Source organism: Actinomadura sp. 6K520, assembly GCF_004349245.1.
Classification (GTDB): domain Bacteria; phylum Actinomycetota; class Actinomycetes; order Streptosporangiales; family Streptosporangiaceae; genus Spirillospora.
On the sequence record NZ_SMLC01000027.1, the window covers coordinates 31,124 to 52,020 of the forward strand.

The 20,897-nt window shown below is 72.5% G+C and carries 16 protein-coding genes; 6 read left to right on the forward strand and 10 right to left on the reverse strand.

Annotated features, from left to right (window positions below; all coding sequences use genetic code 11):
- The first annotated feature begins 24 nt into the window (after positions 1 to 24).
- Genes E1289_RS10100 through araB form a run of 3 tightly spaced genes read left to right on the forward strand, consistent with a single transcriptional unit; the run spans position 25 to position 3,883 of the window.
- Complete coding sequence (locus E1289_RS10100; protein WP_131977936.1) at positions 25 to 702, forward strand: L-ribulose-5-phosphate 4-epimerase; 678 nt, start codon at positions 25 to 27, stop codon at positions 700 to 702.
- Positions 699 to 2,195 carry an L-arabinose isomerase gene (gene araA / locus E1289_RS10105; RefSeq protein ID WP_131977939.1) on the forward strand — a complete coding sequence of 499 codons (1,497 nt, stop codon included), beginning with the start codon at positions 699 to 701 and terminating at the stop codon, positions 2,193 to 2,195. Before E1289_RS10100 ends, araA begins: the two co-directional genes overlap by 4 nt.
- A 53-nt stretch (positions 2,196 to 2,248) precedes the next feature.
- Positions 2,249 to 3,883: a ribulokinase gene (gene araB, locus E1289_RS10110; protein ID WP_131977942.1), complete on the forward strand. Its 1,635-nt coding sequence runs from the start codon at positions 2,249 to 2,251 to the stop codon at positions 3,881 to 3,883.
- Here the strand turns inward: araB and E1289_RS10115 are convergent.
- On the reverse strand, positions 3,880 to 4,905 hold the full coding sequence (locus tag E1289_RS10115) for a LacI family DNA-binding transcriptional regulator (protein ID WP_131977945.1): 1,026 nt from the start codon (positions 4,903 to 4,905) through the stop codon (positions 3,880 to 3,882). The genes araB and E1289_RS10115 overlap by 4 nt on opposite strands.
- A gap of 79 nt (positions 4,906 to 4,984) precedes the next feature.
- Positions 4,985 to 6,226: a multiple monosaccharide ABC transporter permease gene (gene mmsB / locus E1289_RS10120; RefSeq protein ID WP_131977948.1), complete on the reverse strand. Its 1,242-nt coding sequence runs from the start codon at positions 6,224 to 6,226 to the stop codon at positions 4,985 to 4,987.
- Between the two features lie 125 nt (positions 6,227 to 6,351).
- On the opposite strand from mmsB, the gene E1289_RS10125 reads away from it, so the two are divergent.
- On the forward strand, positions 6,352 to 7,557 hold the full coding sequence (locus E1289_RS10125; protein ID WP_131977951.1) for an RNA-guided endonuclease TnpB family protein: 1,206 nt from the start codon (positions 6,352 to 6,354) through the stop codon (positions 7,555 to 7,557).
- 14 nt (positions 7,558 to 7,571) lie between these two features.
- On the opposite strand, the gene mmsA is transcribed toward E1289_RS10125, so the two are convergent.
- The 5 genes from mmsA to E1289_RS10150 form a co-directional block, all read right to left on the reverse strand.
- Entirely contained in the window at positions 7,572 to 9,110 is a 1,539-nt protein-coding gene (gene mmsA, locus E1289_RS10130) for a multiple monosaccharide ABC transporter ATP-binding protein (protein ID WP_131977954.1), read from the reverse strand.
- Between the two features lie 63 nt (positions 9,111 to 9,173).
- A complete protein-coding gene (chvE, locus tag E1289_RS10135; RefSeq protein WP_279487223.1) occupies positions 9,174 to 10,301 on the reverse strand; it encodes a multiple monosaccharide ABC transporter substrate-binding protein in 1,128 nt (375 codons plus the stop codon).
- A 326-nt stretch (positions 10,302 to 10,627) separates the two neighbouring features.
- Positions 10,628 to 11,626 carry a hypothetical protein gene (locus E1289_RS10140; RefSeq protein ID WP_131977957.1) on the reverse strand — a complete coding sequence of 333 codons (999 nt, stop codon included), beginning with the start codon at positions 11,624 to 11,626 and terminating at the stop codon, positions 10,628 to 10,630.
- 123 nt (positions 11,627 to 11,749) lie between these two features.
- Positions 11,750 to 12,982: an acetyl-CoA hydrolase/transferase C-terminal domain-containing protein gene (locus tag E1289_RS10145; protein WP_131977960.1), complete on the reverse strand. Its 1,233-nt coding sequence runs from the start codon at positions 12,980 to 12,982 to the stop codon at positions 11,750 to 11,752.
- A gap of 66 nt (positions 12,983 to 13,048) precedes the next feature.
- Entirely contained in the window at positions 13,049 to 14,542 is a 1,494-nt protein-coding gene (locus E1289_RS10150) for an AAA family ATPase (protein WP_131977963.1), read from the reverse strand.
- Positions 14,543 to 14,765: 223 nt separating this feature from the next.
- On the opposite strand from E1289_RS10150, the gene E1289_RS10155 reads away from it, so the two are divergent.
- Positions 14,766 to 15,242, forward strand: coding sequence for a Crp/Fnr family transcriptional regulator (locus E1289_RS10155; RefSeq protein WP_131977966.1), 477 nt, complete (start codon positions 14,766 to 14,768; stop codon positions 15,240 to 15,242).
- Here E1289_RS10155 and E1289_RS10160 read toward each other — a convergent pair.
- The 3 genes from E1289_RS10160 to E1289_RS10170 form a co-directional block, all read right to left on the reverse strand.
- On the reverse strand, positions 15,143 to 17,815 hold the full coding sequence (locus E1289_RS10160; protein ID WP_131977969.1) for an HAD-IC family P-type ATPase: 2,673 nt from the start codon (positions 17,813 to 17,815) through the stop codon (positions 15,143 to 15,145). The two genes, E1289_RS10155 and E1289_RS10160, sit on opposite strands and share 100 nt — an antisense overlap.
- Positions 17,812 to 18,255, reverse strand: coding sequence for a pyridoxamine 5'-phosphate oxidase family protein (locus E1289_RS10165; RefSeq protein WP_131977972.1), 444 nt, complete (start codon positions 18,253 to 18,255; stop codon positions 17,812 to 17,814). The genes E1289_RS10160 and E1289_RS10165 overlap by 4 nt, the downstream gene beginning before the upstream one ends.
- 71 nt (positions 18,256 to 18,326) lie before the next feature.
- Positions 18,327 to 19,010, reverse strand: a complete 684-nt coding sequence (locus E1289_RS10170; RefSeq protein ID WP_131977975.1) for a response regulator transcription factor — start codon at positions 19,008 to 19,010, stop codon at positions 18,327 to 18,329.
- 139 nt (positions 19,011 to 19,149) lie between these two features.
- Here E1289_RS10170 and E1289_RS10175 point away from each other — a divergent pair, with 139 nt between their 5' ends.
- Complete coding sequence (locus tag E1289_RS10175; protein WP_131977978.1) at positions 19,150 to 20,874, forward strand: GAF domain-containing sensor histidine kinase; 1,725 nt, start codon at positions 19,150 to 19,152, stop codon at positions 20,872 to 20,874.
- Positions 20,875 to 20,897 lie beyond the last annotated feature (23 nt).

Here is a 20,897-nt window from a genome sequence, read left to right on the forward strand (position 1 = left end):
TAGCGCTAACAGATCGGAGTCGAGATGCCAGAGCCGGGCGGCGGGATCGCGGCGCTCCGCACGGAGCTCGCCGTCCTGCACCAGACCCTCGTCGAGTGCGGGCTGGTCGCGTGGACCGCCGGCAACGTGTCGGCGCGCGCCGGCGACGACGCCTTCCTGATCAAACCGAGCGGTGTCCCCTACGAGCGGCTCACCCCCGACGCGATGGTGCTGTGCGACCTGGAGGGCAGGCCGGCCGAGGGGTCGGAGCTCACGCCGTCCAGCGACGTGTTCGCCCACGCCTACGTGTACCGGCACCGCCCCGACGTCGGGGGAGTGGTGCACACCCATTCGACCTACGCCACCGCGTGGGCGGCGCGGGACGAGCCGATCCCGTGCGTGCTGACGGCGATGGCGGACGAGTTCGGCGGCGAGATCCCCGTCGGCCCGTTCGCGCTGATCGGCGGCGACGACATCGGCCGCGGCATCGTCGAGACCCTCGACGGCCACCGCAGCCCCGCCGTGCTCATGCGCAACCACGGCGTCTTCACGATCGGCGCCGACGCCCGCGCCGCGGTCAAGGCGGCCGTGATGTGCGAGGACGTCGCCCGGACCGTCCACCTGTCGCGGCAGCTCGGCGAGCCGCTGCCGATGGACGCGGGCGACATCGACCGGCTGTACGACCGCTACCAGAACGCCTACGGGCAGAGGGGCCGACCATGAGCTTTCCGAACCGCGAGATCTGGTTCCTGACCGGCAGCCAGAGCCTGTACGGCGAGGACACCCTGCGGCAGGTCGCCGAGCAGTCCGCGGCGATCGCCGCGCGGCTCGGCGAGGCGCTGCCGGTCACCGTGCGGTGGCTGCCCGTCCTCACCGGCGCGGACGCGATCCGCCGGACCTGCCTGGACGCCGGCGCCGACGACGCGTGCGTCGGCGTGATCGCCTGGATGCACACGTTCTCCCCGGCGAAGATGTGGATCGCCGGCCTGGACGCCCTCACCAAGCCCCTGCTGCACCTGCACACGCAGGCGAACGTCGAGCTGCCCTGGCGGTCGATCGACATGGACTTCATGAACCTCAACCAGGCCGCCCACGGCGACCGGGAGTTCGGATACGTCCAGTCGCGGCTCGGCGTCGCCCGCAAGACGGTCGCCGGGCACGTCACCGACCCCTCGGTCGGGGCGCGGGTCTCCGGTTGGGCGCGGGCGGCGGCGGGCCTGCACGAGCTGCGCCGGCTGAAGCTGGCACGGTTCGGCGACAACATGCGGGACGTCGCCGTCACCGAGGGCGACAAGGTCGAGGCGCAGTTGCGGTTCGGCGTGTCCGTCAACACCTACGGGGTCAACGACCTGGTCGAGTTCGTGGACGCCGTCCCGGACGGGGACATCGCGGAGCTGGTCAAGGAGTACGAGGACCGCTACGACATCGTCCCGGAGCTGCGTCCCGGCGGCGAGCGCCACGAGTCGCTGCGCTACGGCGCGCGGATCGAGCTGGGGCTGCGGACGTTCCTCGACGACGGCGGCTTCAAGGCGTTCACGACGAACTTCGAGGACCTCGGCGGGCTCCGGCAGCTGCCCGGCCTCGCCGTCCAGCGGCTGATGGCGGACGGCTACGGCTTCGGCGGCGAGGGCGACTGGAAGACCGCGACGCTGCTGCGCACGCTGAAGGCCGCGGCGGCGGGCCTGCCGGGCGGCACGTCGTTCATGGAGGACTACACCTACCACCTGGAACCCGGCAACGAGCTGATCCTCGGCGCGCACATGCTGGAGATCTGCCCGTCCATCGCCGCCGGGCGCCCCGCGCTGGAGATCCACCCGCTGAGCATCGGCGGGCGCGAGGACCCGGTCCGGCTGGTGTTCGACGCCGCGCCCGGCCCCGCCGTGGTGACCGGCCTCGCCGACATGGGCGACCGGTTCCGGCTGGTCGCCAACGAGATCGAGGTCGTGGCGCCGCCGGAGCCGCTGCCGATGCTGCCGGTCGCCCGCGCGGTGTGGCGGCCGCGGCCGGACCTGCGCACGTCCACCGAGGCGTGGCTGACCGCGGGCGCGCCGCACCACACCGTGCTCACCGCGGCGCTCGGCGCGGAGGAGCTGACCGATCTCGCCGACATGGCGGGGGTGGAACTGCTCACGATCGACGGCGGCACCACGCTGCGGCAGTTCACCAAGGAGATCCGCTGGAACCAGGCGTACTACCGGCTCGCCGGGGGCCTGTGACGGGCGCGCCGGGTACCGGCTGTGAGGATCGAGTGAGCAGGATAGGAGGGCCCATGAGCGAGGACGAACGCTACGTCGTCGGCGTCGACTTCGGCACGCTGTCCGGGCGGGCGCTGGTCGTCCGCGTCGGTGACGGCGCCGAGGTCGGCGACGCCGTCCACGAGTACGGCCACGGAGTGATCGACGAGACGCTGCCGGCGGGTGTCGGCCTCGGTCCCGACTGGGCTCTCCAGGCGCCCCGGGACTGGCTGGACGTGCTGCGGTCCGCCGTCCCCAAGGCGCTGGCCGCGGCGGATGTGGCGCCGTCGCAGGTCATCGGCATCGGCACGGACTTCACCGCCTGCACGGTCCTGCCGGTGACCGCCGACGGCACGCCCCTGTCGGACCTGCACCCGGAACGGCCGCACGCCTGGCCGAAACTGTGGAAGCACCACGCCGCGCAGCGACAGGCCGACCGGATCAACGCGCTGGCCGCCGAGCGCGGGGAGCCGTGGCTGCCCCGCTACGGCGGCAAGATCTCCTCGGAGTGGGAGTTCGCCAAGGCGCTGCAACTGCTGGAGGAGGACCCCGAGCTCTACGGCCTGGCCGAACGCTGGATCGAGGCCGCGGACTGGATCGTCTGGCAGCTCACCGGCCGCGAGTCGCGCAACATCTGCACGGCCGGTTACAAGGGCATCTACCAGGACGGGCGGTACCCGTCCCGCGAGTTCCTGGCCGCCCTCGACCCCGGCTTCGCCGACTTTCCCGACAAGCTGGGCCACGACCTGGCTCCGCTCGGCGGCCTGGCCGGGACGCTGACCGCGCGGGCCGCGGCCTGGACCGGCCTCCCGGAGGGCATCGCCGTCGCCGTCGGCAACGTCGACGCGCACGTCACCGCCGCCGCGGCCGACGCCGTCCGCCCCGGCCAGCTGGTCGCGATCATGGGCACGTCCACCTGCCACGTGATGTCGTCGGACCTGCTCGCCGAGGTCCCCGGCATGTGCGGCGTCGTCGCGGACGGCATCGTCCCCGGCCTGTGGGGCTACGAGGCCGGGCAGTCCGGCGTCGGCGACATCTTCGCGTGGTTCGTGGACAACTGCGTGCCCGCCGCCTACGAGCAGGCCGCCGCCGCGGCCGGGATGTCGGTCCACGACCACCTGACCGCGCTCGCCGCGCGGCAGCCGGTCGGGCGGCACGGGCTGGTCGCGCTCGACTGGAACAACGGCAACCGCTCCGTCCTCGTCGACCACGACCTGTCCGGCCTCGTGGTGGGCCAGACGCTCGCCACCAGGCCGGAGGACGTCTACCGCGCCCTCATCGAGGCCACCGCGTTCGGCACCCGCATGATCGTGGAGACGTTCGAGGCGTCGGGCGTGCCCGTGGCGGAGTTCGTCGTCGCGGGCGGCCTGCTGAAGAACCGCTTCCTGATGCAGGTCTACGCCGACGTCCTGCGCCGGCCGCTCTCCCTGATCGGCTCCGCCCAGGGACCGGCCCTCGGCGCGGCCGTCCACGCCGCCGTCGCCGCCGGAGCCCACCCCGACATCACGTCCGCCGCCGCCGCGATGGGCCGCCGCGTGCCGTCCGCCTACGTCCCCGACCCTGCCCGCGCCGACGCCTACGACGCCCTCTACGAGATCTACCGGGCCCTGCACGACCACTTCGCCGACGGCGCCGTCATGCACCGCCTGCGCGGCCTCCGCTCGGTCTAGCCGTCCTGGCCCGCGGCGGCGGGGGCGGTGCTGCGGCGTACGATCAGGCGGCTCGGGACCGGTTCCGGGATGCCCGCCGCCCGCCCGGGCTCGGTGAGCTGCGCGATCAGGAGTTCCACGCAGTGCCGTCCGAGGGCGGTGAAGTCCTGCCGGACGGTCGTGAGGGGCGGGGTGAGGAAGGCCGCCTCGGGGATGTCGTCGAACCCGATGACGCTGACGTCGCCCGGCACGCCGCGGCCGCTCTCGTGGATCGCCCACAGCAGCCCCAGCGCGATCTGGTCGTTGGCGGCGAACACGGCCGTCACGGCGGGATCGGCGGCCAGCACCCGGCCGCGCTCGTAGCCGGACCGGGCGCTCCAGTCGCCGGCGGCGCAGTCCGGGACGTCCGCCCCCGCCTCGGTGAGCGCGTTCCGCCAGCCGCGGGTGCGCTCGTTCGCCTCCCACCAGTCCGCCGGGCCGGGCAGGTGGTGGACGGTCCGGTGCCCCAGCTCCAGCAGGTACCGGGTCGCCTCCCGCGGCGCGAGGTAGTGGTCGGCCGACACGGTCGGGACGGCGGACCGCGGCCCCAGCAGCACGGTCGGCAGGTCGTCCGGCAGGTGCCGCACCGCCTCGTCCGGCGGCACATGGCCGGGGATCATGATGATGCCGTCCACGCCCTGGTCGCGGAACCGGTCCACCGCCCCCGCGACCGCGCCGTGCCCCGGCGATTCCAGGCTCGCGACACTGGTGAAGAAGTCGGCCGCGCGGGCGTTCCGCTCGATCGCCGCGATGATCGACGCCGGGCCGAACAGCGCGGTGTCGAAGCTGACGACGCCGAGCGTCCGGGACCGGCCGGTGGCCAGCGCCCGCGCCGCCGCGTTCGGCCGGAAGTCCAGCTCCGCCGCCGCGGCCAGCACCCGGTCCCGCGTCTTGGGGCTGACCATCGGGTGGTTCTTCAGCACCCGGGAGACGGTCTGGTGCGACACCCCGGCGAGCCGGGCGACGTCGCGGAGGCCCGGACGGGCCGGTGGTGTGGTGGTCATGTCCATCCGGAAGATACCGGGTCGCCCCTGGGCGGTCCCTGCGGGCGTTCCTCGCGGGCGGCCCTCGCGGGCGGCACGGTCAGCGGGCCGTTCCGGCGCGCCGCTTGGCCCAGATGTCGAACGCGACGGCCGCGAGCAGCACCAGGCCCTTGACCAGCATGACCCGCTCGCTGGGCGCGCCGAGCAGCGACATCCCGTTGTTGATCACGCCCATGATCAGGCCGCCGGTGATCGCGCCGATCACCTTGCCGACCCCGCCCTGCACGGCTGCGCCGCCGATGAACGCCGCGGCGATCGCGTCCAGCTCGAACATGTTCCCGGCGGTCGGCCCCGCCTGGTTGAGCCGCCCGGCGAACACGAGCCCGGCGACGGACGCCAGCACGCCCATGTTGACGAACAGCCAGAACGACACCGACTTGACCTTGATGCCGGACAGCCGCGCCGCGAGCGGGTTGCCGCCGAGCGCGTAGATGTGCCGGCCGAACACGGCCCGGTTCGTCACCAGGGTGTAGCCGAGGACGAGGACGCCCAGCAGGACGAGCACCCACGGCATGTTCTTGAACCGCGCGAGCTGCACGGCCATGAACATCACGACCACGACGGCCAGCGCGTTCTTCAGCAGGAACACCGTCAGCGGCTCGACCTTCTGCCCGTAGCCGATGCGTCCCTGCCGGTTCCGCCACCCGAGGCCGACGTATCCGCCGACCAGCGCCAGCCCCACCAGCAGCGTGAACAGGTCCGCGCCGCCCAGCGGCCCGAGCCCGATGTTGCCGAGATAGCCCGACAGGAAGCCGTTGGCGATCGTTCGGACCTCGTCCGGGAACGGGCCGATGCCCTGGTTGCCGAGGACGGTCAGGGTCAGCGCCCGGAACACCAGCATCCCGGCCAGCGTCACGATGAACGCCGGGATGCCGAAGTAGGCGATCCAGTATCCCTGCCAGGCGCCGATCGCGGCGCCCGCCAGCATCGTCAGCAGGACGGCCAGCGGCCACGGCACGTTGTGGTCGACCATCAGCACGGCCGCGATGGCGCCCGTCACCGCCACGACCGACCCCACCGACAGGTCGATGTGCCCGCCGATGATCACCAGGATCATCCCGATGGACAGGATCAGGATGTAGGAGTTCTGCACGATGATGTTGCTGATGTTGCCCGGGGACAGCAACTGCCCGTCGGTGAGCACCGCGAACAGCGCGACGATCAGCCCGAACGCGATGTAGATGCCGCTCTGCCGGAGGTTGACGGGCAGTGTCCGGCCCTCCTTCGGCCGCTCCGCCGGCGGCGGGGTCACTGCCTGGTCGGCCGGCGCGACGCTGCTCATCGAAACCTCCTGAGTGTGGAGACCCCGGGCTTTAGCCCCGGGGAGGAAACATGCCCTCGCGCGATACCGGGCGTCACTTCGAACATTTGGGCGAGACTCACAGGCGTGGGTATAGGTTGTGAGGCATGGCGCGGCAGGTGAAGCGGGCTTTCCGGTACCGCTTCTATCCCACGAGCGAGCAGGCGGCGGAGATTGCCCGCACGTTCGGTTGCGCGCGGCTGGTGTACAACCGGGCTCTGGAGGAACGCACCCGCGCCTGGTATCAGGAGCAGCGCCGTGTCTCCTACGTGGAGACCTCTGCGATGCTCACCGCCTGGAAGCGCACCGAGGAACTGGCGTTCCTGGGCGAGGTGTCGTCGGTGCCGTTGCAGCAGGCGCTCAGGCACTTGCAGACGGCGTTCGCGAACTTCTTCGCCAAGCGCGCCGCCTACCCCCGCTTCAAGTCGCGGAAGAAGTCCCGGCAGTCCGCCGAGTACACCCGCAGCGCGTTCACGTGGCGCGACGGGCGTCTGACGCTGGCGAAGACGTCCGAGCCGCTGGCGATCGTGTGGTCGCGGCCTCTGCCCGATGGGGCCGTGCCGTCCACGGTCACCGTCTCGCGAGATGGTGCGGGCCGCTGGTTCGTGTCCCTGCTGTGCGAGGACGCCATCACCCGCCTTGACCCTGCAGAGCGGGCGGTGGGCATCGACGCCGGGGTCACGTCCCTGGTGACGCTGTCGACCGGGGAGAAGGTCACCAACCCCAGGCACGAGCGCCGTGACCGCGAGCGCCTGGCCAGGGCGCAGAAGGACCTGGCACGCAAGGCCAGCGGGTCGAAGAACCGTGACAAGGCCCGGCAGCGCGTCGCGCGGATCCACGCCCGCGTCACCGACCGCAGGCGGGACTTCCTGCACAAGCTGTCGACTCGGCTCGTCCGTGAGAACCAAACGGTCGTGATCGAGGACCTGAACGTCCGCAACATGGTCAGGAATCACTCGATCGCCCGCGCCATCTCGGATGCGGCGTGGCGGGAACTGCGGACGATGCTGGAGTACAAGGCCGACTGGTACGGCCGCGAACTCGTGGTGATCGACCGCTGGTTCCCCTCCAGCAAGCTGTGCGGGGCGTGCGGGACGGTCACCGAGTCGATGCCCCTCCAGGTGAGGGAATGGCGCTGCGATTGCGGCGCGGTCCACGACCGCGACGTCAACGCGGCGCGCAACGTTCTGGCCGCCGGGCTGGCGGTGTCCGCCTGTGGAGCCGACGTAAGACCCAAACGGCGCAAGCCGAGCGGGCAGACGGCGACGAAGCAGGAAACCCACCCCGCAAGGGAAGGAATCCCCCGCCTTTAGGCGTGGGGAGGAAGTCAAGCTGTGGTCTCCTTGGTCTGGGTCAGGTACTGCATCAGCCGCTCCGGCGTCGCGTCCGCGCGGCTCACCTCACCGGTGATCCGGCCCTCCGCCATGGCGTAGACGCGGTCGCACACGCCGATCAGCTCCGGCAGCTCGGAGGAGATCATCAGCACCGCCCGGCCCTGGTCGGCCATCCGGTTGATGATCGAATAGATCTCGTACTTGGCGCCCACGTCGATGCCGCGGGTCGGCTCGTCCAGGATCAGGACGTCGGCGTCGGTGAACATCCACTTCGACAGCACGACCTTCTGCTGGTTGCCACCGCTGAGCTGTCCCGCCGGCGTCAGCACGCTCGGCGTCTTGATGTTCATCTCCTTGCGGTACCGCTCGGCGACCTCGTACTCGCGGTTGTCGTCCACCCAGCCCGCCCTGGCGAGGCCGCGCAGACCCGCGGCCGAGACGTTGCGCTTGATGTCCTCGATGAGGTTCAGCCCGTAGGTCTTGCGGTCCTCGGTCGCGTACGCGAGGCCGTGCCGGATCGCGTCGGTGACCGTCCGCAGCGTGATCTCCCGGCCGTCCTTGTAGATCCGGCCGCTGATCCCGGTCCCGTAGCTGCGGCCGAACACGCTCATGGCCAGCTCCGTCCGGCCCGCCCCCATCAGCCCCGCCAGCCCGACGATCTCGCCGCGGCGCAGCATGAGCCCGGCGCCCTCCACCACGACCCGGCCGCGCTGGGTGGGCGAGTGAACGGTCCAGTCCTCGATGCGCAGCACCTCGTCGCCGATGTCGGAGACGCGGTCGGGGAAGCGGTGGTCCAGGTCGCGGCCGACCATGCCGGAGATGATGCGGTCCTCGGAGACGCCGCCGGCCATGTCGAGCGTCTCGATCGTCCGGCCGTCCCGCAGGATCGTGGTCGAGTCGGCCACCGCCCGGATCTCGTTCAGCTTGTGCGAGATGATCACGCAGGTGATGCCCTCGGCGCGCAGTCCGCGCAGCAGGTCGAGCAGATGCGCGGAGTCGGAGTCGTTCAGCGCGGCGGTGGGCTCGTCCAGGATGAGGAGCTTCACCCGCTTCGACAGCGCCTTGGCGATCTCCACGAGCTGCTGCTTGCCGACCCCGAGGTCCATCGCCGCGGACACCGGGTTCTCCTTCAGCCCGACCCGGTCCAGGAGTTTCGCCGCCTCGGCGTTGGTCCGGTTCCAGTCGATGAGCCCGAACCTGCCCCGGCGCTCGTTGCCGAGGTAGATGTTCTCGGCGATCGACAGGTACGGGCTGAGCGCCAGCTCCTGGTGGATGATCACGATGCCGCGCTGCTCGCTGTCGCGGATTCCGGAGAACCGGCACGGCTCGCCCTCGAACTCGATGTCCCCGCTGTAGTCGCCGTGCGGGTAGACGCCGGAGAGCACCTTCATCAGGGTCGACTTGCCGGCCCCGTTCTCGCCGCAGATCGCGTGGATCTCGCCTCGCCGCACCTCCAGGTTGACGTCCTGGAGCGCCTTCACCGCGGGGAAGGTCTTGGTGATTCCGCGCATCCGCAGTATCGCGTCGGTCATGCTCCTCCTCGGGGTCGGCGGGCACCCGCGGGCACCTGCCCGCGGGCGCCTGCCCCCGGCGCGTTACTTCAGCTGGTCCTCGGTGTAGTAGCCGGTGTCGATGAGGTGCTCCTTGTAGTTGCCCTTGTTCACGATCACCGGGTTCAGCAGGTAGGACGGGACGACCTTCACGCCGTTGTCGTAGTCCTTGGTGTTGTTCACCTCGGGCTTGCCGCCCTTGAGCACGGCGTCGGCCATCTTCACCGTGACCGAGGCGAGCTGCCGCGTGTCCTTGAAGATCGTCGAGTACTGCTCACCCGCGATGATGGACTTGACCGAGGCGGCCTCCGCGTCCTGGCCGGTCACGACCGGGTACGGCTGGCCCGGCGTCCCGTAGCCGCTGGACTTCAGCGCCGACAGGATCCCGATCGACAGGCCGTCGTAGGGGGACAGGACCCCCTGGACCTTCGTCCCGCCGCCGTAGTGGCGGGTGATGAGGTCCTCCATGCGCTTCTGCGCCCGCTCCGCGCTCCAGCGCAGCGTCGCGATCGTCTTGAAGTCCGTCTGGCCGCTCTTGACGACGAGGGTGCCCTTGTCGATGTACGGCTTCAGGGTCTCCATCGCGCCGTTGTAGAAGAACGTCGCGTTGTTGTCGTCGGGGGAGCCGGCGAACAACTCGATGTTGAACGGCCCCTTCGCGTCGCCCTCGGACCCGTCCGGCTTCTGCAGCCCGAGCCCGACCAGCAGCGACGTCGCCTGCTGCACGCCGACCTTGTGGTTGTCGAAGGTGGCGTAGTAGTCGACGTTCTCGGAGTTGCGGATCAGCCGGTCGTAGGCGATCACCGGGATGTTCTGGTCGGCCGCCTTCTGCAGCTGCGTCGTGATGGCGGTGCCGTCGATCGAGGCGATGACCAGTAGCCGGGCGCCCTTGGTGATCTGGTTGTCGATCTGGTTGGCCTGGGTGGGGATGTCGTCCTCGGCGTACTGCAGGTCGACCTTGTAGCCGAGCTGTTCGAGCTGCTTCTTGAGGTTGTCGCCGTCGTGGATCCAGCGCTCGGACGAGCGGGTCGGCATCGTCACGCCGACCAGGGCGCCCTTGGCCGACTTGTTCTCGGCCTCCTTGTCGACGGTCTTCTCGCTCGATCCGCACGCGGTCATGCCGAGCGTGAGCCCAAGGCCCAGTGCCAGGCTGACGAGCTTCCTACGCTTCACGTCTCACCTCGGGGTGGCTGCCGGTGGTCGGGCCAGGCTGTTACCGGTCACACTGCCATGTCAAGAGGCCCATGTGGGACGCGTCACAACCGTGACCTTACTCGCCACCCGATTGTTAGCGTTATCACTCCGCGCGTCAACACCCTGGGTGGCCCGGCTCCCCGGATGGGCATCCACCTGCTAATCCGGCAGCAGGGATGCGGTTCGGAACGCCATCCGTCGACATCGCCGGATGGTTATCGCAAACATTCCGGGTCGCCTCCCAGATCACGATGAACGGCCGGTCGGCGGTGTCATGGCGGGGAACGCGGATCTGTCCCATGGCCTCAGCGGGGGGTCGACGGCGCCGGGCGGGACGCGCGGGCGGCCGTCCGGGTGAGCACCTCGGGGAACGGCCGGCGGGGCGTGCCGGGGACCGGCGGCCCGTACCCGAACCGGATGATCGCCTGGATGTGGCCGCTCGCGCCGGTGCGGTCCGCGCCCAGCGTGTCGAGCGGCTGGCACAGCAGCGAGGCCGACACCCCGTGCCGGGTGGCGGTCAGCAGGACGCGCTGCAGGCCCTGCCCGGCCCGCAGCCAGTCCGCGGGCCCGTCGCCCATGGTGAGCAGGACGCCGAGCTGCGGCCGTGCGGAGAAGTCGTCCACCGGCCGCCCGGCCGCCGGCCCGGCGAGGCCGAAGTCCCGCACCGGCACGCCGCGCCCGGTCGGACGCGGCCCGAACGCGTACCGGGGGACGCCGTCGCCGCGGGTGCGGTCCGGCGTCCAGCGGGCCAGCTCGGCGAGGTAGCCGGCGTCGGCGGCGAGCCGCTCGTCCGCGGCCGCGACCAGGCTGAGCAGGTAGGCCGTGGCCTGCGGCCCCGGCAGGCCCAGCGCGACGCCCTCCGCCCGCGCGGCGGCGACCATCTCCTCGCGGACCGGCCGCGGAACCGCGCGCTTGCCGAACGGGCTCCGGTTGGTGCGCCGGTGCGGGATCGCCGCGTACAGCTCTGACATGGCGGCCGGCGGCATGGGAGCCTGCGCGGCCCGCACGGACGCCAGCAGGGTCGGGTCGTGCGCGACGTCCGGGAACGGCTGGACGCGCGCCTCGTACCCGCTCGTGCGGAGCGCCAGCCGCAGGTTGAGCAGCGCGGCGCCGCAGCTGATGTGCAGGGCCCGGCCGCGCGGGTCGATGACGGGCAGCGCGCGGTCGGGGTCGGCGTGCAGTTCCAGGGCCGTCGTACCGGCCTGCCGGAAGCGCCAGGGCTGGGTGTTGTGCACCGACGGCGCCGCGATGGCCGCGGTCACCAGCCGCCGGACCCCGGCGTACGTCTCGAACGGGTGAGGCATGGCGTCCCTCCAGGCTGCTGCCGCTGTAACGACAGGCTCCCCCTGCGGCCGCCGCCCGCCCCAGGGACCAAGGTCCTCCCGGCGGGGGGCGAAAGGCGGTCGGCCGGGCCGCGGGCGCGGCGGTCAGCGGAGGCGGAAGCCGAGTTCGCGGCCTGCTTCGCGTAGTTCGTCGCGGGCGGAGGGATGGGCCACCTCGTCCACGAGCTGCTGCGCCTGGGACGAGGCGTCGTGGCCCCAGACGGCGGCGCTGCCCTGCTCGCTGACGATGAAGCTGTGCTGGAACGAGGTGACGGGACCGGCCAGGCGCGGGATGACGGTGGAGACGTCCGCGCGGGGGTGCCAGGAGGGCAGCGCGATGACGGCGCGCCCGCCGGGGGAGTGCAGGGCGCCGACGACGAAGTCGGTCTGGCCGCCGAACCCGGAGTAGATGGCCCCGCGGACCCGGCTGGCGTTCGCCTGGGCGAACAGGTCGACCTGGAGGGCGGAGTTCACCGACACCATCCGGGGCTTGCGGGCGATCAGGCTGGGGTCGTTGGTCTTCTCGGTGCGCAGCATCCGGACGCGCTCGTTGTGGTCGACCCAGTCGTACAGCTCGTGGCTGCCGAAGACGAACGAGGCGGTGATGGGCGTGGTGGTGTCGAGCGCCCCCGCCTTCTCCAGGGCGAGGACGCCGTCGCTGAACATCTCCGACCACACGCCGAGGCCCCTGCGCTCCAGCAGCGAGGCCAGCACCGCGTCGGGGACGCCCCCGATCCCCAGCTGCAGTGTCGCGTGCTCGGGGACGAGGCCGGCGACCCGCCCGCCGATCTCCCGCGCGACCGCACCGGGCGGCCTCGGCACGGGCGTGGCGAGCGGCTCGTCGGACTCGATGGCGTAGTCGATCTCGTCGAGGGGGAGGACGGCGTCGCCGTAGGTGTAGGGCATCCGGGGGTTGAGCTGGGCGATCACCAGCCCGCCGCGCTCCCGGACGGCCTCGATGGCGGCGGGCAGGATGTTGACCTCGATACCGAGCGAGACCGTCCCGCCCGAGGGCACGGACGTCTGCATCACCACCACGTCCGGCGGGAGCAGGTCCTTGAGCAGGTTGGGGACGAGCGACAGCCGCGACGGGTAGTACCGCAGGCCGCTCCGGCCCCGCATCCCGACGCCGACGAACGGGGTCTCCAGCTCGACCCCGTCCCGGTCGGGCAGGCCGCCCTGGCCGTTGAGCATGAACAGCCGGTACTCGGCGAGCGCCTCGTCCAGGACCGCCAGCGCCCGCGCCGGCGCGGCGAAGTTGCCCCCGGCCACGACCCTCGGCCGGCCCGGCAGCCCGGACAGGACGGCGCCGAGCTGCCGCTCCGAGATCACCCGCATCGATGGACCCTCCCCATGTGTTCCGCCGCGCCGGCGCCGCGCCGACCGGTGTCTTCCGCGAGTCTCTCAGCCCGGGGACAGCAGCGGGCGGCGGTGCCAGACGTGTTCGGCGCCCGCCGGCCGGACGACGGCGAGGGCCTGCGCCACGGCGTCCTCCAGCGCCCCGCCGGTGTCGATCCCGGCGGACTCCGGCCACGGGGCCGCCTCCGCGCGCATGGCGGCGGCGATGCCGGCGTCCGCGTCGGAGGTGCTCCGCCGCCGGGCGCGGACGCGCATCCGCTCGGCGGTGACGGATGCGGGAGCCGCGCAGCGGAGGGCCGTCAGCTGCGCGTGCTCGCGGTCCGCGACGGCGGCGAGCAGGTCCCGGTCCTCCTTGGCCGACCACGACGCGTCGAGGACGACCGTCTCGCCGAGCCGGAGCAGCCGGCCGGCGCGCTCGGCCAGCTCGCGGTAGGTGCGCCTGCTCCACTCCGGGGTGTAGATGCCGGTGCCGTACGGGGCGGCGGCGGACTCCTCGGGCGGCAGGCCCGCCAGTTCCTTGCGGACGCGGTCGCTGCTGATCAGCGAGCAGCCGAGCCGGTCGGCGAGCGCGCCCGCGACGGACGTCTTCCCCGTGCCGGGGAGCCCGCCCACCAGGATGAGGTCGACCTTCCCGGCGCGCAGGTGGCGCAGCGCGACGTCGGTGTACGACCGGGCCTCGTCGGCCGCCTCCGGGACGCCCTGCCCGTAGCGCAGGCAGGCGACCTTCGCGCGCACGAACGCCCGGTAGGCGACGTAGTGGTGGCGCAGCGAGGGCGGTGCCGGGTCGGCGGCGAACCCGGAGTACCAGTCGACGAAGCGCTGCGCGAGGTGCGGGGCGCCGAGGCGTTCCAGGTCCATGGCCAGGAACGAGGCGTCGTCGAGACCGTCCACGCTGCGCAGTTTCGCGTCGAACTCCAGGCAGTCGAGGATGCGCGGGCCGTCGTCCAGGCAGAACACGTCGCCGGTCAGCAGGTCGCCGTGCCCGTCGACCACGCGCCCGTCGGCGATGCGCGCGTCGAACAGCTCCGCCCGGCCGGCGAGGAAGGCGGCGGTGAGGTCCTCGATCTCCGTGGCCGCCGCCCCGTCGATGGCGCGGCCGTGGAAGGGGCGCACCTGCTCGAAGCTGTCGTTCCAGCGGCCGCGGATCGCGTCACGGGTGCCCTGCGCGGCGACCTCGGGCCCGCGCGGCGCCTCGGCGTGCCAGGCGGCCAGGATGCGGGCGGTGTCGCGGAGCGCGTCCTCGACCGGTTCGCCCGCCGCCACGAGCCGGGCCAGGCGCCGGTCGGCGGGCATCCGCCGCATCACGACCAGGTGTTCGCAGACCTCGCCGTCGGGGTCGTGCACGTCGGAGACCCCGAGGTAGACGTCGGGCGCGAAACGCCGGTTGAGCCGGACCTCGTCGTGGCACGCCCTTTCCCGTAGCTCGCGCGTGCTGAAGTCGAGGAACCCGAGGTCGACCGGCTTCTTGAGCTTGTACGCCCGGTCGCCCACGAAGAAGACGACGCCGATGTGCGTCTCGCTCACGGCCGCGGCGTTCATCCCATGCACTCCGGCATCTCCGTCCCGTCGGTAAAGGTCCTCGACGCCCAGTCAACCAGCCGGCGGACGGGGAGCCGGTGGCCGGAGGCCCCCGATCTCCGGACGAAGGTCCCGGGCGCGGCGGCCCCTCCCACCGGCCCTCACCACCGGCCCTCAGCACGGGGACCTTCGCCCCTGAGATCCGGTGCCGCCACCCGCGACTCTCGAAGGAGTGAAGGGGGTGGTGGCGGTGCAGACGATAACCGTCGCGGAGCTGGGCCGGGAGCCGTTCCTGCGAGGCATGCGCGGCCAGGACCTGGCCCGGCTGGCGACCGCGGCGCGCGCCACGCGGATCGAGGCGGGCCGGCGCATCGTCGCCGAGTCCGCTCCGGCGGAGCGGTTCTGGCTCGTCCGCCGCGGCGTGGTCGCGATCGACCTGTGGCTGCCCGAGCGGGGGACGACCGTCATCGACACGCTCGGCCCCGGCTCGGTGCTGGGGTGGTCCTGGTTGTGCCGCCCGCACGAGTGGCGGTTCGGCGCGGTCGCGAGCACGCCGGTCGACGCCGTCGAGTTCGACGGGCGCCTCGTCCGCACCCTGTGCGCGGTCGACCCGTCCCTCGGCTACGAGCTGACGCGCCGGTTCGCGGAGGTGATGGCCGAACGGCTCGACGCGGTCGAGAGGGCGCGCTGGACGAGTTTGACCAGTTCGAGGAGCGCGTAGGACAGGACGGCCACCGCGGCGATCCGCAGCCAGTGGGCCGGGTCGAGCGGGGCGGACCCGAAGACGTCGTTCATCGCCGGCGTGTAGGTGTACACGAGCTGGATCACGACGAGGGCCAGGGCGCTGACGCCGACCCACGGGTTCCGGCGGACGCCTCGCCACAGGAGCGGGCGGTCCAGGGAGAGGCAGTTGAACATGTAGGTCAGGAGCGTCAGCGCGAACACGTTGACCACGATGGTCTGCGCGGCCTCCGGGGACGCGCCGTTCGCCCGCTCCCAGTCCTGCAGCCCGAACGCGCCCGCGAGCAGGACCGCCGAGACCACCAGGATCCGGGTCGTCATCGCGCGGGTGATCAGCGGCAGGGACGGGTCGCGCGGCGGGCGGCGCATGATGGCGTCGTCCCTGGGCTCCACCGCGAACGGCAGGCCGAGCACCAGGATCGCGGTCATGTTCAGCCACAGCACCTGCAGCGGCAGGATCGGCAGCTCGGTGTTCACGACGATCGCGGCGACGAGCACCAGGCCGAGCCCGATGTTGGCGGGCAGCGCCCACACGATGAACTTCACCAGGTTGTCGAAGACGCCGCGCCCCTCCTCGACGGCCTTCTCGATGGAGGCGAAGTCGTCGTCGGTGAGGACCATGTCGGCGGACTCCTTGGCGACGTCGGTGCCGGTGCGGCCCATCGCGACACCGATGTCGGCCTGCTTGAGCGCCGGGGCGTCGTTGACGCCGTCGCCGGTCATGGCGACGACGTGACCGCCGTCCTGGAGGGCCCGGACGAGCCGCAGCTTCTGCTCGGGCGACACGCGGGCGAACACGGTGGTGGCGCGGATTCGCTCCGGCGGGACGCCGGCGCCGAGTTCCGCGCCCGTCATCACCTCGCCCTCCAGGCCCACGCGGGCGCCGACCGCGCGGGCGGTCGCGGCATGGTCACCGGTGATCATCTTGACGTCGACGCCGGCCTGGTGGCAGCGCTGGACGGCCCGCGCGGCCTCCGTCCGGGGCGGGTCGATCATCGCCTGCAGCCCGAGGAAGGTCAGCCGGGGAAGCTCGTCCAGGCCGGTGGCCGTGGTGTGCGCGCGGGCGAAGGCGAGGACGCGCAGCGCCTCCGCGCCGAACGCCTCGGCGCGGGCGACGGCGCCGTCCTTGTCGAGGGGCGCGGGCTCGCCGTCCGGGCCCGCCTGGTCGTCGCACAGCTCCAGGATCCGCTCGACGGGCCCCTTCACGTGGACGACCCCGTCCGTGTGGAGGGTGGCCATGAAGCGGCGCTCGCCGTTGAACGGCAGCGTGGCGAGCCGCTCGGGGACGGTGTCGACGCCCGCCTTGGCCGCGCTCGTCACCAGCGCGCCCTCGGTCGGGTCGCCCGCCACCTGCCAGCCCTCGTCCCGCCGGACGAGTTCCGCGTCATTGCAGGCGAGGCCGGCCGTGAGGAGGTCGCGCAGCACGGGATGCCCGGCCGGCTCGACCGGCTCGCCCCCGGCGTGCACGGCCCCTTCGGGGGCGTAGCCGGTGCCGGTGACCGTGTACTCGCGGCCTCCGGCGACGACGGCGGTCACCGTCATCTGGTTGCGGGTGAGGGTGCCGGTCTTGTCCGTGCAGATGACCGTGGTCCCGCCGAGGGTCTCGACGGCCGGCAGGTGCCGGACGATCGCGCCGCGGCGGGCCATCCGCGCCACGCCCAGCGCGAGCGTGACCGTCATGACGGCCGGCAGCCCCTCGGGGATCGCGCCGACGGCGAGCGCGACCGCGGCGGTCAGCATCTCCGTCGTCCCGCGCCCGCGCGCCACGCCGAGCAGGAACGTCGCGGCGGCCAGCACGAGAATCCCCACCGTGACGATCTTGCTGAACTGGGTGATCTTGCGGGTGAGCGGCGTCTGGACCGCCCGGGTACCGCGCATGAGGCGGTGGATGTCGCCGAGTTCGGTGCGCGCCCCCGTGGCCACGACGACGCCCGTGCCCTGGCCGCGCGTCACCAGCGTGCCGGAGAACGCCATGCCGGTGCGGTCGCCGAGTTCGACCCCGGGCGTGGCGGCGGGGTCCTTGGTGACCGGCACCGACTCGCCGGTCAGCGCCGACTCGTCGGCGGCCAGCTCGTCGGTGCGCAGCAGCCGCAGGTCGGCGGGGACCTTGTCGCCGGCGGCGAGCTCGACCAGGTCGCCGCGGACGAGCTCGGACGCGGGCACGCTCCGGCGCCCCCCGTCCCGGAGCACGGTGGCGGTGGTCTGGGCGAGAACGGCGAGCGCGTCGAGCGCCTTCTCGGCACGGGACTCCTGGACGAACCCGACCACCGCGTTCACGATGACGACGCCGAGGATCACCAGCGCGTCCACGTGCTCGCCCAGCAGGGCCGTCACCCCGGCCGCGCCGAGGAGCACGTAGATCAGCGGGCTGTTGAACTGCGCCAGGAACCGCAGCACCGCGCCGCGGCCCGCGGCGGCCGGGAGCGTGTTCGGCCCCTCCCGCGCCAGCCTCCCGGCCGCCTCGGCGGCGGGGAGACCGCGTGCGGGGTCGGTGTCGAGGGCGCGGGCCACCTCGTCCGGGGGCAGGCCGTGCGGTGCCGCGGCGTCCGTCATGCGGACGCGCTCGCGGCACCCCTGGGCAGGTCCCGCGTGGGGACGCGGCGTCCGGTGAGGAGCTCGGGGCGCAGGCAGATGTAGCGGTCGCGTTCGACGGGCGCCCAGGTCCGCAGCGGGAGCCGGTCGAGGGTCCGCAGCTCGTCCGGGTCGGTGACGTGCCGGGCGGGGCCGACCGCGACCACCGACCAGCCCGTCCGGGCCGCGATATCGAACTCGTCGACCTCGAACGCGACGATCGTGCCGGCGGCGGCGGTGGCGAGCCGCGAGGTCCGGGACACCTTGATCACGATGTTCGTGCCGTCGAACACGAAGTTGACCGGCTGGACCGCCGGGAGCGCCTGGTGCGTGAACACGATCCGCCCGATGGCGGCGCGCGAGAGCAGCGCGAGGCATTCGTCCCGGTCGAGGATTTCCAGACCGCTCTGGTCGAGGTGCATGTCAACAGTCTTCTGGACCGGGTGACGGACGGTCAGGGACGTTGGTCCCGGCGAACGTCCCCTGGCCGGTTTCACTCCCACGTCCCCTTCGGCTTCGCGGCGTCCGCCTTGAGCTGGGCGGCGAGCGCGGCGGCCTGTGTGCGGCGGCTCATCCCGAGCTTGGCGAACAGGTTGGAGATGTAGTTCTTCACCGTCTTCTCCGCCAGGAACATCCGCTCGCCGATCTGCCGGTTCGTCAGCCCCTCCCCGATCAGCTCCAGGATGTGGCGTTCCTGCTCGGTCAGCCCCTTGAGGGGGTCCTTCTTCTCCTGGCGTTCGCGCAGGCGCTGCAGCATGCGGGCGGTCGAGCGGGGGTCGAGGAGCGACTGCCCGGTGGCGACCGTGCGGACGGCGCCGACCAGGTCGGAGCCGTGGATCTGCTTGAGGACGTAGCCGGCGGCCCCGGCCATCACCGCCTCGAAGAGCGCGTCCTCGTCGTCGTAGGAGGTCAGCATCAGGCAGGCCAGGCCGGGCATCTGGGACCGCAGCTCGCGGCAGACGCTCACGCCGTCGCCGTCGGGCAGCCGGACGTCCAGGACGGCCACGTCGGGCCGGGCGGCGGGGATGCGGGCGAGGGCCTGCTCGGCCGTGCCGGCCTCCCCGGCGATCTCGATGTCGTCCTCCGCGGACAGCAGGGCCGCGACCCCGCGCCGCACGACCTCGTGGTCGTCCAGCAGGAACACCCTGATCGGCTTCGTGTCGCCCGCGTCCGGCATCGGATCTTCCTTCTCCTCGATGGTGACGGATCACAAGGTACCCGCCGGACGTTCGGCGACGCATCGCTCGGACGTCCCGCGCGGGGAGGACGAAGGTCCCCCGCGGCCGTCGATTGACAGTTGCGGGGATACTGGCCGTGTGGCTGACGAATCTCGTTCCGGTGCGGATCGGGCGAAGCTGATCCTGCCGCAGCTCCAACTCGATGATCTGCTGATCGAGCTGCAGGCGCGGCTGGAGACCGCCCGCGCCACGCGCGACCGGGTGCACGCGCTGCTGGAGGCCGTGGTCTCCATCGGCAGTGACCTGGAGCTGGAGACGGTGCTGCGGCGCATCACCGAGGCCGCCACGACCCTGGTCGACGCGCGGTACGGGGCCCTCGGCGTGCTCAGCGACGAGGGGGAGCGGCTCATCCAGTTCGTCACGGTGGGCGTGGGCGAGGAGGAGATCGAGGCGATCGGGCACTGGCCGCACGGGCACGGCATCCTCGGGCTGCTGATCCGCGAGCCGCACGCCATCCGGCTGCCCGACCTGGGCGAGCATCCCGACTCCCACGGGTTCCCGCCGAACCATCCGCCGATGCGCACGTTCCTGGGGGTGCCGATCCGGGTGCGGGACGAGGTGTTCGGCAACCTCTACCTGACCGAGAAGGCCGGCGGCGGCGAGTTCGAGGACGAGGACCAGGTCGTGGTGACCGCGCTGGCCACCGCGGCGGGCGTGGCGATCGAGAACGCCCGGCTGTACGAGGAGACGCGGCGGCGGGAGCGGTGGCTGGAGGCGTCGGCGGAGATCTCCACCGCGCTCCTGTCCGGTGTCGGCACGCACCAGGTGACCGCGCTCGTCGCCGAACGGGCCCGGGAGGTCGCCGACGGCGTGCTCGGCAGCGTGGCCCTCGTCGACGAGTACGGGGACGGCTTCGTGGTCGAGGCCGCGGACGGCGACGGCGCCGACCGGATCCAGGGCTTGCGCGTCCCCCGGGACCACTCGGTCGTCGGGAAGGTCTTCGCCGAGGGCGCGTCGCTCATGCTCAACGACGGCGCCGAGGCCGCCCGCGAGGCCGGGGTCCGGTCCGGAGAGCCGATGACCGGTCCCGTGGTGGCGGTGCCGCTGGGCACGGGGCCCTCCGCGCGGGGCGTCATCTCGGTGCTCAACCCGCCCGGCGGGGCACCGTTCACCGACGGGACCCGGCGCCTCCTGGAGGCGTTCGCGGCGCAGGCGGCCGTCGCGCTGGAACTGGGCGACCGGCGCCGCGACACCGAACGGCTGGCGCTGCTGGAGGACCGCGACCGGATCGCCAAGGACCTGCACGACACCGTCATCCAGCGGTTGTTCGCCACCGCGATGACGCTGATGGCCGCCATCAAGATCACGCAGAAGCGGGAGGTGGCCGTCCGGGTCCAGCGGGCGGTGGACGACCTGGACGACACGATCCGGCAGATCCGCTCGTCCATCTTCGCCCTGCAGGCCCCGGCCGACGAGGAGTCGCTGCGCAGCCGCGTCCACGCCCTGGTGGACGCCGCGGCCGGGCAGCTGGGGTTCGCGCCGTCGGTCCGGCTGGACGGTCTTCTGGACACCGCCGTGGACGACGCGTCCGGCGAGCACCTCCTGGCCGTCGTCCGGGAGGCCCTCTCGAACGTGGCCAGGCACGCCGACGCCACCGAGACCGCCGTGGTGATCGACGTCGGCGACGAGGACCTGACCCTCCGCGTCGAGGACGACGGAGCCGGCATCCCCGAGGGCGGCCGCCGCAGCGGCCTGCGCAACATGGCCGACCGCGCCAAGGGGCTGGGCGGCGGCTTCTCCACCCGGGACCGGCCCGGCGGCGGCACCGTCCTGGTCTGGCGCGTCCCGCTCAAGCCGGGCTGAGCGGGACGCCCGTCAGGACTCGG

Bases quoted from the DNA above. Each gene is read 5' to 3' on its own strand.
- E1289_RS10160 (WP_131977969.1), bottom strand. From the start codon at position 17,815: ATGACGGACGCCGCGGCACCGCACGGCCTGCCCCCGGACGAGGTGGCC.
- E1289_RS10115 (WP_131977945.1), bottom strand. From the start codon at position 4,905: ATGACCACCACACCACCGGCCCGTCCGGGCCTCCGCGACGTCGCCCGG.
- araA (WP_131977939.1), top strand. From the start codon at position 699: ATGAGCTTTCCGAACCGCGAGATCTGGTTCCTGACCGGCAGCCAGAGC.
- E1289_RS10145 (WP_131977960.1), bottom strand. From the start codon at position 12,982: ATGCGGGTGATCTCGGAGCGGCAGCTCGGCGCCGTCCTGTCCGGGCTG.
- mmsB (WP_131977948.1), bottom strand. From the start codon at position 6,226: ATGAGCAGCGTCGCGCCGGCCGACCAGGCAGTGACCCCGCCGCCGGCG.
- E1289_RS10100 (WP_131977936.1), top strand. From the start codon at position 25: ATGCCAGAGCCGGGCGGCGGGATCGCGGCGCTCCGCACGGAGCTCGCC.
- E1289_RS10165 (WP_131977972.1), bottom strand. From the start codon at position 18,255: ATGCACCTCGACCAGAGCGGTCTGGAAATCCTCGACCGGGACGAATGC.
- E1289_RS10125 (WP_131977951.1), top strand. From the start codon at position 6,352: ATGGCGCGGCAGGTGAAGCGGGCTTTCCGGTACCGCTTCTATCCCACG.
- E1289_RS10170 (WP_131977975.1), bottom strand. From the start codon at position 19,010: ATGCCGGACGCGGGCGACACGAAGCCGATCAGGGTGTTCCTGCTGGAC.
- mmsA (WP_131977954.1), bottom strand. From the start codon at position 9,110: ATGACCGACGCGATACTGCGGATGCGCGGAATCACCAAGACCTTCCCC.
- E1289_RS10140 (WP_131977957.1), bottom strand. From the start codon at position 11,626: ATGCCTCACCCGTTCGAGACGTACGCCGGGGTCCGGCGGCTGGTGACC.
- E1289_RS10150 (WP_131977963.1), bottom strand. From the start codon at position 14,542: ATGAACGCCGCGGCCGTGAGCGAGACGCACATCGGCGTCGTCTTCTTC.
- araB (WP_131977942.1), top strand. From the start codon at position 2,249: ATGAGCGAGGACGAACGCTACGTCGTCGGCGTCGACTTCGGCACGCTG.